At 34.0% G+C, this 11,233-nt stretch carries 8 protein-coding genes; 3 read left to right on the plus strand and 5 right to left on the minus strand.

Features of this window, described 5'->3' with window-relative positions:
* The 5 genes from OM962_RS00480 to wmk (OM962_RS00500) all read right to left on the minus strand — a co-directional run.
* Positions 1-211, minus strand: a 211-nt coding sequence (locus tag OM962_RS00480) for a helix-turn-helix domain-containing protein (RefSeq protein WP_264330465.1), incomplete at its 3' end; no start/stop codon positions are given.
* A 25-nt stretch (positions 212-236) separates the two neighbouring features.
* Positions 237-1,151 (minus strand): WO male-killing family protein Wmk, encoded by a 915-nt coding sequence (gene wmk, locus OM962_RS00485; RefSeq protein ID WP_264330457.1) that lies wholly within the window; start codon positions 1,149-1,151, stop codon positions 237-239.
* An 87-nt stretch (positions 1,152-1,238) separates the two neighbouring features.
* The gene (locus OM962_RS00490; protein WP_264330458.1) at positions 1,239-2,450 is read right to left on the minus strand and encodes a hypothetical protein; all 1,212 of its coding nucleotides are present in this window, start codon (positions 2,448-2,450) and stop codon (positions 1,239-1,241) included.
* A gap of 99 nt (positions 2,451-2,549) precedes the next feature.
* Positions 2,550-3,206: a JAB domain-containing protein gene (locus tag OM962_RS00495; RefSeq protein ID WP_264330402.1), complete on the minus strand. Its 657-nt coding sequence runs from the start codon at positions 3,204-3,206 to the stop codon at positions 2,550-2,552.
* A gap of 170 nt (positions 3,207-3,376) precedes the next feature.
* The gene (gene wmk / locus OM962_RS00500; protein ID WP_264330403.1) at positions 3,377-4,288 is read right to left on the minus strand and encodes a WO male-killing family protein Wmk; all 912 of its coding nucleotides are present in this window, start codon (positions 4,286-4,288) and stop codon (positions 3,377-3,379) included.
* Between the two features lie 120 nt (positions 4,289-4,408).
* Between wmk (OM962_RS00500) and OM962_RS00505 the strand changes: the two genes are divergently transcribed.
* The 3 genes from OM962_RS00505 (at position 4,409) to OM962_RS00515 (ending at position 10,486) form a co-directional block, all read left to right on the plus strand.
* Positions 4,409-5,317 (plus strand): Rpn family recombination-promoting nuclease/putative transposase, encoded by a 909-nt coding sequence (locus OM962_RS00505; protein ID WP_264330404.1) that lies wholly within the window; start codon positions 4,409-4,411, stop codon positions 5,315-5,317.
* A gap of 115 nt (positions 5,318-5,432) precedes the next feature.
* Entirely contained in the window at positions 5,433-6,908 is a 1,476-nt protein-coding gene (locus tag OM962_RS00510) for a hypothetical protein (RefSeq protein ID WP_019236549.1), read from the plus strand.
* A 53-nt stretch (positions 6,909-6,961) separates the two neighbouring features.
* Positions 6,962-10,486: a cytoplasmic incompatibility factor CifB gene (locus OM962_RS00515; protein ID WP_019236548.1), complete on the plus strand. Its 3,525-nt coding sequence runs from the start codon at positions 6,962-6,964 to the stop codon at positions 10,484-10,486.
* The last annotated feature ends 747 nt before the right edge of the window (positions 10,487-11,233 follow it).

Genomic DNA, 11,233 nt, shown 5'->3' on the forward strand with positions numbered 1-11,233 from the left:
CAACATTAACTGACAGTACTCTTGCTATTACATATAGTACTTCAATCGGAATAGGAATATACCCATTTTCATAATTGGTTACTTCTTTATATGCTAATCCGATTTTACTTGCTAACTCTGCTTGAGTACACCTTTGCATTAATCTACAATCTTCTATTTTTTGCCCTATTTTGTAGTGTATAGAACTAACATCTCTTACAGAAACAAACATATATACCTTACTTAGAAATAAATTTTCATGCAATTTGATCAGCGGATAAACCAACTATTTGCAAAATAATATCAATAGAAATTCCCCCTTTTACTAAATCCTTTGCAACTTTGATCCTTTCCGCTTTTCTTACTTTTTCTTCACAAATCCGTATGCCTTCAAACAAAGATTTTATTAGTGCATTACGTAGTTCTTGACTTTCAATCTTTTTGTATTCTTCAATTAAATTCGGTAGTTCATTTTCTACTTTACTACCTTCCTCTATTAGCAGATCTGTAATATTAATCGATAATGTTTCTGCTATTACATATAATTTTCCCAGTGGAGTAGCTACACGTCCTTGTTCATAGTTGCTTATTTCGTGACGGGTTGTATTCATTTTCTTTCCTAAATCTTTTTGAGTATACTCTTTTACTAGCCTCCATTCTTTTATCTTCCTTCCTATTTGGCAGTAAATAGAACCAACTTTTTCTTCAACACATTCATCAGCAGAGAGACTGATTGTTTTTGCAATAACATCAACAGAAACTCCTGCTTCAACCAAACCCTTTGCAATTTTTACTTTCTCTGCTTTCCTACTACTTTTTTCACTAACTTGGACAAATTGGGTTAATAAACAAAACATCTTACGTAACTCCTGATCATTAATCTTTTTATATTCTCTTACTAGATTTAATATTTCTTCTTCCTCATCTTCAAGACAGATTTTTTCATTTGATACAGGAATAAGATCGGTAATACTGATTGATAGTGCCTCAGCTATAGCATATAACCTTTCAATTGAAATTCTACGATTCCCTTTCTCATATTGCAGTATTACCCAGTATTTTACACCAATTTTCTCAGCTAAATCTTTCTGAGTATACCCCCTCTCTAACCTCCAACTTTTCACTTTTTCCCCTACTTCATAGTCTAGAATTTTTTCCACGCAAAGAACCATACATATAATATTTTCTACTATAGCTCAAAGGCTCCAGATATAACGGTAGAAAAAACCTCTGGAACCTTAAAGTTTGCTGTAGACGCATTAAAGTTCCCTAAAGGTTTCTTTACTACCTCCACATACCCTATTTACCCATGAAGACAATACTTCATCATTGCTAATCTCTTTTATAGCATACTTTTCATTCCATATGCCACATCTAGTGAAATTACCTCTTTCTACCACTTCCTTAAGCTTCACTCCCCCAAAGAGGCAATTTTTTCCAATTTCTTCGCCTCTTTTTTGTAACTCAGCCCACATTTCCTTGTTTTCTACTCTGACTTGTACTTGATCATATTTTTTTACATCGTGGTACAATATAATATTTAGCTTACCAATGCTTGTAGGAAACTCTAATATAATAGAGCTTTCATCTGACATATCGATATAGTTTCTTATACCTCCCTTCTCACTTTTAACCTCAACTGCATCATTGCCAATTTTTAAAATATTAATTCCTAACTCTCTCAGTATTTTGGCTACCTCTACCTTGCTATCCCCAGAAAATTCTATATACGATGTTGTATTATCTATCTCAACATCTATTAATTCTCCTTCTTGCATAGCATTTTCGCCAGCTTTCTCTAGTTCTTCTAGTCTCTCATCTATCTGTGGCTGAACTTCTGGCTGTAGCTCATTATAGATTTCACCTATTAGTTTATTCTGCAATAAAGTATCATGAAAATCTGCACCACTTAGCATTAATTTACGCATTATCTTTTTTCGATCAGTCTTATCAAATTTATGAAAATGTGTACCCAATACTACATACTCTGCAATGCTCCATTCCCCATCGTTATATGCATTTATTCTTGCTCCAGAGGCTAGTACTTGGTCTATAGTTTTGTGCAATTCATTTACGTTTTTTGCCTCTACCACTTCACTTTTAAACCAGCTCAACTTTTCGCTTTCGCTTATACTTGGCTTTATTTTTTGCAAAGCTGAAGCAAATGGATTTAACCCTTCTGGATAATCTGCTTGATTACTCAAAGGTTTTGTGCCATAAATATAGTCAAATCCTTTCCCATAGTTGATTTGGTTTTCGCGAACTTCTCTACAAGGGAAAGGTACTACTTCTTTATCTCCAAGCTTTTTAGCATTATTAATTTTGCTTACAAAGGTGGATTGCTCCTTAGTACGACCAATTCCTACAATAGCATTTAACATCTCACCTTTTGATAATCTATCAAGATCAACGTTTAACTCGTAAACACCCCCCTCTTTATCACTAAAAGGTACAATTATTTTATTATTCATATTAGCCTCCGCTATTAAATATACTTTCTAAGTGTATAGTTATTATACACTGTATTACTTATTATAAATTATAGTGAGTAGATTTGCAAATACTTTCTGCTATAACAATCCGTTTTCTCTAAAGCTAAAATAGCCACCACTTGTGATGATAATGTGATCAAATAACCTAACGCTTACAGTACTACATGCTGCTGCTAAGCTCTTCGTTACTTCTTGATCTTCTTCTGATGGTTCTAAGCGTCCCCCAGGATGGTTGTGTGACATTATTACTAATGTTGCATTCTTTATTAATGCTTTTCTTATAATTTCCTTTATGTATACTGGTGCTTTTTCCATTTCACCAATATAGGATTCTTCTCCAATTAGTTGACGCCTTTTATTCAAGTACAGTATTTTTACACATTCCCTCTCTGCATGACCTATACTTACGTTTAAGTACTCTACTAGCCCTTGTAAGTCCATTATTGGCTCACTCTTAAGCTTTTCTTTCAGTACCCTTTCTAGTGTTTCCTTAACACACATAATCATTGCTACTGCAGAATCAGTTACTCCTTCTATAACTTTCAGGTCATCCATTTCTCGGCCTAAAATCCTTCCTACTCCCGTATAAGTGTTCACCAGATTTTTAGCAATTTCTTGAGCTTGTGGTCTTTCATGTACTGCACTTAAAAACGTTTCCATTATTTCACGATCAAGTAGTGCTTTGCCTTTGCTTTCTAATATTCTGAATTCGATTTCTTCTTTACTTTTATTCATATAATTTACCCTTCACTAACAACAAACTTTTTTTAAATATTTACTGCTGTTTTTTTATCAGCATTGGCATAGAGCCATAGCTTTCGAGTGAAGTCAAATCAATTTTTCAATCTTTTTTACTTATTTTTTCATTAAGAAGTAAAAATATTAATATATAATGATTTTTTATTTTAAATTTGTTGAATTTCGTTCAAAGAGATGCCTACCGCTTGCAAAATAATATCAACAGAAATTCCTTCTTTTACTAAATCTTTTGCAATTTTGATTCTTTCTTCTTCTCTAATTTTCTCCTCACAAATTTGTATGCTTTCAAACAGAGATTTTATTAGCGCATAGCGTAATTCTTGACTCTCAATTTTTTTGTATTCTTTTATTAAATCAGGTAGCTCACTTTCTACTATCTCATCTTCCTCTATGAGCAGATCTGTAATGCTAATTGATAATGTTTCTGCTATTGCATATAATTTTTCCAGTGGAATGGCCACACGTCCTTGCTCATAGTTGCTTATTTCATCACGTGTTGTATCCATTTTCTCAGCCAAATCCTTTTGAGTATACTCCCGTACTGCCCTCCACTCCTTTATCTTTTTTCCTATTTGGTAGTAGATAGAACCCGTTTTTTCTTCAACACATTCATCAGCAGACAGACCAATTGTTTTTGAAACAGTATCAACAGAAACTCCTGCTTTAATAAGACCTTTTGCAATTTTTATTCTCTCCGTTTTTTTACTATTTTTCTCACTAACTTGAACAAATTTGGTTAGTAAACAAAACATTCTACGTAATTCCTGATCATTAATCTTTTTATATTCTCTTACTAGATTTAGTATTTCTTCTCCCTCATCTTCAAGACAGATTTTTTCATTTGATACAGGAATTAGGTCTACAATACCAATCGACAATATCTCTGCTATAGCATACAACTTTTCAATCGAAATTTTACGTGTTCCTTTTTCATATTGTAGTACTACTTGATACGTTACACTGACTTTCTTCGCTAAATCTTTTTGAGTATATCCTCGCTTTAACCTCCAGTTCCTTACTTTTTGTGCTATCTGATACCTTATTGAGATGTTTGCCATAAATATTATACATGTTAATACTACCAAACAAAGATATACAAAAACTTCTATGTTTGCATTTTAGTTGAATATTTCTTCAGAATTGTGTATAATTATTAATGCTTTTTAGGTACTCTTGCTATGGCTCTCTCGAAGTTTCTGGATCCCAAGAATGATGTCGCATTTCGCCGTATCTTTGGCACTGAAAAGAATAAAGACATCCTCATTCACTTTCTCAATGATATTCTGGGTTTTACTGGCAAAAATGAAATAAAGGATATAGAGTTTTTAAGTACTATTCAAGACCCTGATATTGCCTCTAAAAAGCAAAGCATTGTTGATGTATTATGTAGAGATTCCACGGGGATGCAATGGATTATTGAAATGCAGGTCGCTAAAACCAAAGGCTTCGAGAAACGTGCCCAATACTATGCTGCTAAAGCCTATTCAAGACAAGCCGATAAAGGTGATCAATACCAGGACCTTAAGGAAATTATCTTTATTGCTATAGCAGATTGTATTTTATTTCCTGATAAGTCTGAGTACAAATCAAAGCATACTATTCGCGATGAAGATACTAATGAACGTGATCTAAAAGATTTTTACTTTATATTTATTGAGTTGCCTAAATTTCCAAAAACAAAAGAAGATCAGCTTTCAAGTATAGTTGAAAAATGGGTCTACTTCTTTAGATATGCAGATGAAACTAGTGAAGAAGAGCTAGAGAGAATAATAGGAAGTGATCTAATAATTAAAAGAGCGTATGAAGAATTAAATAGGTTCAACTGGTCAGAAAAAGAATTTATAGCCTATGAACAAGAGATAAAGCGTATTCGTGATGAACAGGCTGTCCTCGCTCAAAAACTCGATGATGCCACTCAAAAAGGTAGACAAGAAGGCATCCAAATCGGCCATGAAAAAGGCAGAAAAGCAGAGAAAATTGAGGTTGCAAAGAATCTACTTAAAGCAGGAGTTTCTATTGACATTATAACTCAAACTACTGGTCTTTCTGTTGATTATATTGAGAAAATTCAAGAAAAGAAGTTTTAGCCATAACGTTTTTTTATTAAACCCTCTATTCTGGTAATTTTAATATTGCAATCCATTCTAATTTCTGTATAATGCCTTTTTTACATGACACTGTTAATACTTAATAGGGGGGATAATGCCAACACAGAAAGAGCTTCGGGCTACGATGTCCAAAAAATTACAGGAAGCTATTAAACATCCAGATCCAGCAGTTGTTGCCGGGAGGAAGTCAGCTATCAAGAGATGGGTGGGAGTCCTTCAAGATAACTTTATGGAGCACATAAAATACTTTAAGGGTGATAAGTTGAAGTTTTTGCACAATGTATTTCAAGATGAAGGTTGCTGGTCAGGTGTAAGGTTGGATAATGCTGCTTTAGGTCAAAGGTTTACTGAAGAAAAAATAGGTGGAATAGATAATCCACTTCGCAAATATGAGATGGCTTGTAGTTACTGTGTAGTGGATAAAATTCATCCTCTCTTTCAAAAAAGATTTGAATCTTATAGGAACAAGTTTCCTCCTGGTGCATTTGATGGTAAAACTGAAACTGAATTTGGCAAATACGTACGAAACTCGTTACTAGATAGCATAAAGAGGAAAGGTCCTGTATTTGATTTCTGGATCGATAGAGAATCTGGGGAATTAAAGAAGTATGATGCAGTAGAAGGTTTTGACAGTGCTGTAAAACTTAAGTGGAGTGAAGGGGTAGAGTATTTTTATAATCATTTAAAAGAAGAAGATAAGGAAAAGAAGCTCACAGAAGCTATTCTTGCTCTTTCTCGCGTTCAATCTGTTGAGAAAGACGCCCCTATTTTAGATTTTTGTGTAAATAAGATAGTCGATAAAGATACTCTTTTACAGAAATTATCACAGAAAGATAAAGGAGTATATTCCCTTTTTGCTGAATTAATAGAGTCATGTTTTTTTGATACGGTTCATGATTTGGTACAGTGCTGGTGTTATAAAGAAGTTTCAGCAAGAGGAGACTGTTCGGACAAAATATTCTCACAGCGAGACTATGAGCTTTTTCTTTCCTCTCTTTCAGATGTGATGTTGAAAAATCCTGAATCAAATGTTCAAGCTAGATCTCTTATTATGGAATTTTGGGAATGTGGTAGCTTGTATCAATACAGAAAAGCTGCTGTTAATACTTCTAATTATACAGTTCCTACAAGTGGTGTATTTGCAGAGTTAATAGTCAATTGGAGACGAGAAGACATTTATAAGACTGATGAAGAAAAAGAAATAGAGAAAAAAGAAATATTAGATATGATGTCATTTGCCAAAGATTGCTTTCCTGAAAAGTTTGAGCTCTTTAAAAAACTAATAATAAGAGACCTTAGATTATGCGGTAGGGAAGGTAAAAGAGTAAATGTAGATTACGGTCTGTTTGCAGAAGAATTATTCTCTGAGTTAGAGAAAACAATTTTACCACCTGGTCCTGTAGGTGATGGTCCTTGCAGTAATTTGCGATCACGATCTAAAGCTCATGGTAGTAAGAAAACAACTTTGCCAGTTGATGATAGTCCGCAGTCTGAGCTTGGAACTCCTAGTGTAAGTGGTGTTTCTTCTTATAAGAAAAAAAGCGTCTTTACGCTTAGTGGTAATAAGTAATCCACTTATGAACTCTTGGTGTTTCTGGTCGTAGTAAATAAGGGGTATTTTGTATGAGTAATGGTGATGGACTTATTAGGAGTTTGGTGGATGGAGATCTTGAAGGATTCAGACAAGGATTTGAATCTTTTTTAGATCAATGTCCATCTTTCTTGTATCATGTAAGTGCAGGTCGTTTCCTTCCTGTATTCTTTTTTAGTATGTTTTCTACTGCACATGATGCTAATATCTTAAATGCAAATGAGAGAGTCTATTTTCGTTTTGATAACCATGGTGTTAATCCACGTAATGGTGAAAATCGAAATACGGCAAACCTAAAAGTTGCTGTTTATCGTGACGGACAGCAAGTTGTCAGATGCTACAGTATTTCTGATCGTCCTAATAGTGATGGGTTGAGGTTCAGTACAAGGGAGAGAAATGCTCTAGTACAAGAGATTAGACGGCAAAATCCAAATTTAAGGGAAGAAGACCTAAATTTTGAGCAATACAAAGTATGCATGCACGGAAAGGGCAAGAGTCAGGGAGAGGCAATTGCAACGGTATTCGAGGTAATTCGTGAAAAAGATCGTCAAGGTAGGGATAAATTTGCCAAATATTCAGCATCTGAAATCAATCTTATTAGACGGCTCTTAGGAGATCACAGACTAACAATTAAGGAAATAGAAGGAAGACAACTCAATCAAAATCAGCGTAGACAACTTGGTAGGTTGGTCAATTTTGCGCAAGTAGCACAGGGTCAACAAGGAATTGATAATTTTATGGAAATGCTAGCGAGTGATAGAAGACAAGATGTAAGAGATAGAATACGCAGAGAAATTTTGCCATACATAACTGACATCTATAATAATTACAGACAAGTACTGGAAAATAATATTGAAAATCGCAATCAAAGATTTGAGGGTCACGGGTTTTTATTAGGTTTCTTAGCAAATTTTAGTCATCGCTACACAATAGGCATCGATCTTGATTTATCTCCTAGAAACACACATGTTGCATTTCTTGTACGTCATCAAGCAGAAAGAGAAAATATTCCTATTGTTATTAATCTTGCTATATTTGACACACCGTCAGATGTTACATTAAACTGTGCCATAGGCTACGCTGGAAGGTTACACACTTCTTCATTTATACCTATCCATACTGAATCAAGAAATACTGTCTGTGTTGGATTAAATTTTAATTTAGATCTAGATCCTTTTAGTGTTGATACAGTAGAACTTCAACAGGATAGATTTCCTTTAGTACAAAGATTATTTGAGTGTTTGGAGAATGAAGGCATTAGAGAAAATGTTAGAGATTTCTTGCTTCACCATCTTCCTGCTGAAATACCAAGAAATGCAGAGAATTATAATAGAATATTTGATTGCATAACTGGCTTTGCTTTTGGAAGTAGTGCTTTTGATAGGCACCCTTTAGAACTAGAAGAGGAAGACGAAGCACCTATAACAAAGTACATATTTAGACATGGTGATGAGGGTTTAAGATGTTTAACTATGGTCTTTCATGCTGAAGGTTCTGATATAGTTATACTTCATATTAGAGCTCACGATGCGCAACAACAAGGAGCCATCAATTTACAGACTCTTAATGTTAATGGAAATGATGTTCATGTGTGGGAAGTTTCATGCACACTTAATAATCAACTTGAACTAGATATTGATCTACCAAATGACCTTGGTTTATATCACGATTACCAAAATAATAATGCAAATAATTTTCTTGCTGGTGATCTTGTACAAGTGCCCAATACTGAAAATGTACATAATACTTTAAATCAAGTTGTGAATGATGGCTGGAAAAATATAGCTCAGCATAGAGGATTATTTCAAGAGATCTCTGGAGCATTGATGCCACTTGTGGATACAATAAATGTTAATAGTGAGGATAAGTTCCGTTCTATACTACATGGTACATTTTATGCTAGTGATAATCCTTATAAAGTGCTTGCTATGTATAAAGTTGGTCAAACATATAGTTTAAAAAGGGGGCAGGAAGAAGAAGGAGAAAGGGTAATACTCACAAGAATTACAGAACAGAGATTAGATCTTTTATTATTAAGACAACCTAGAGAGAATGACCTAGATACTCACCCAATTGGATATGTGTTAAGACTTGCTAATAATGCAGAAGAAGTAGGACAACAGCAAAATGATGCGAGACAAGAAATCGGAAGACTTAAGAAACAACACAGAGGATTTATACCTATTACTTCTGGAAATGAGGTGGTTTTGTTTCCTATTGTGTTTAATAGAGATGCACGCGAAGCAGGTAATCTTATACTTTTCCCAGAAGGGATAGGAAGAGAAGAGTATGTACACAAGCTTGATCGTCATGTTCGCGGTTCAAGACCAGGAGGATTAGTGGGACCTGAAAGTGTTATTGATGAGAATCCACCAGAAGGTCTATTATCAGATCAGACTCGTGAAAACTTTAGGCGTTTTTACGAAGAAAAAGCACCAGGACAAAATTCGATTTTTTTGCTTGATATAGGCGACAATCTACATGTTCCGTTTAGTTACTTGCAAGGTACTAGAGCACAGGTAATAGAAACATTAAAGTCAAGAATAAGGGGAGGTGGTACTCCTACAGCACAAGGAATATTACAACAAATAAATGCTATCCTTCGTAGAAACAACGCTCGTGAGATAGAAGATGTGCATGATCTACTTGCACTAGACTTTGCAACAGATAATCAAAATTATCGTTATTGGCTACAAACTCATGACATGTTTTTCGCTGCACAACAATATACTTTCTATGATGATCGATCTAATCCAACTAATAATCGTCATGATTTTACAATAACTTCAGTAGGAGTCGATGGAAATCAAAATGATCCAACAGGTAGGGGCTTATTAAGTAGTCACATAGCTAACTTTAAACAAAAAGTAGATTCGGGTGAAAAAGATAGATTAATTGCTATTATTAATGTAGGTAATCGTCATTGGGTTACATTAGTTATTGTACACCAAAATGGAAATTATTATGGGTATTATGCTGATTCACTTGGTCCAGATAGTGGTATTGACAATAATATTCGAGGAGCTTTAAGAGAATGTGATATTAACGATGATAATGTCCATAATGTTTCCGTTCATCAGCAAACAGATGGCCATAATTGTGGCATATGGGTATACGAAAATGCTAGGGATATTAACCAAGCTATTGATCAAGCTTTACAGGGAAATAATAACTTTGGAGAGAAAGGTGAGGGTATTATAGGTTATATACGTGGTCTTCTTAGTGTAGGCATTGGAAATGACACTAGACAATCTCAAAGAAATGAACAATACTTTAAAAATCGGAGAAGAAATATTTCACAATTATTCCAAAATGATCCTCTATCTTCTCCTAGGGGTAGACTGATTCAAGATCATCCAGGAATTCAACATGAAATTGATCCATTACTATTACAATTTTTAGGACTCCAATACCCACAGCGTGGAGGTGGAGGAGCATTACAATTAGGCGGAGAAAGAGTGATATCAATTGATTTTGGTAACCCGCAGTCTGCATTAGATAAAATTGATGGAGTGAGTAGAGTTTATAACCATAGCAATAGTAGAGGTAGTAGGTAGAAGTTAATAGGTGGATGAAGTTTTCTTTACTCTATATTTACGCATTGGTTGTAATCGGTCTTCTAGGTTGTTTCTGCATATTTTATCTTACTATTACCCACAAATATAAATGTTTGTTGCGTAGCTCTTAATGGCATAACTTTTGCTTGAAATAACTGTTTATATGGTGCAATTTACAGCTTTTAGTTGCTAAAATTATAACTCTTAGTTTAATAATTTTAATCCAATAAGTTTTCAGGTTAATAAAATTAAATTATTTGAGTAAATACAATACTATGTTTTTATTTGTGGGTAATAGTAAGATATTTTATGGTGGTGTTTATTAACAATAATATAGAAGACTATTATTAAGACTCTTGTCCGTAAAGCACCTTCATTTGCTCCTCTCATGAGAGTGATATTTCCTTCAAATCAGCTAGTTTTAGATGCTGAGGTTGTGTGCCGTTTAAAATGGCTTCCTTAATTTTGGGTATCAAATAATTTAAACGTAAGACCCATTGTAAAAGATAAGATTTAATTTGAAAGAAAAATTGATGTGGTTAAAACTTGACCTTGCGCAGTATAGGAATATTTTTTATAAAAAGAACAATATCGATTTGAAATGTAAAATTATCATAAATTTTTCTTTTTATTCTCAAATGAATTACTATTAATTCAGTAAACTATATTATTAATATCTCAAGTAAATCAACCATTTTCAGCGCTCAAAACCAAGTGCGGTGAGAACAAGTTTTTTTGGTATGGATT

It is taken from the genome of Wolbachia endosymbiont (group B) of Erebia ligea, assembly GCF_947179575.1.
In the GTDB taxonomy this organism is placed as follows: Bacteria; Pseudomonadota; Alphaproteobacteria; order Rickettsiales; family Anaplasmataceae; genus Wolbachia; species Wolbachia pipientis_C.

What these genes read in the sequence shown, in the direction of transcription:
- wmk (WP_264330457.1), bottom strand. Translation starts at nt 1,151, where the DNA reads ATGGTTCTTTGCGTGGAAAAAATTCTAGACTATGAAGTAGGGGAAAAA.
- OM962_RS00490 (WP_264330458.1), bottom strand. Translation starts at nt 2,450, where the DNA reads ATGAATAATAAAATAATTGTACCTTTTAGTGATAAAGAGGGGGGTGTT.
- OM962_RS00495 (WP_264330402.1), bottom strand. Translation starts at nt 3,206, where the DNA reads ATGAATAAAAGTAAAGAAGAAATCGAATTCAGAATATTAGAAAGCAAA.
- wmk (WP_264330403.1), bottom strand. Translation starts at nt 4,288, where the DNA reads ATGGCAAACATCTCAATAAGGTATCAGATAGCACAAAAAGTAAGGAAC.
- OM962_RS00505 (WP_264330404.1), top strand. Translation starts at nt 4,409, where the DNA reads ATGGCTCTCTCGAAGTTTCTGGATCCCAAGAATGATGTCGCATTTCGC.
- OM962_RS00510 (WP_019236549.1), top strand. Translation starts at nt 5,433, where the DNA reads ATGCCAACACAGAAAGAGCTTCGGGCTACGATGTCCAAAAAATTACAG.
- OM962_RS00515 (WP_019236548.1), top strand. Translation starts at nt 6,962, where the DNA reads ATGAGTAATGGTGATGGACTTATTAGGAGTTTGGTGGATGGAGATCTT.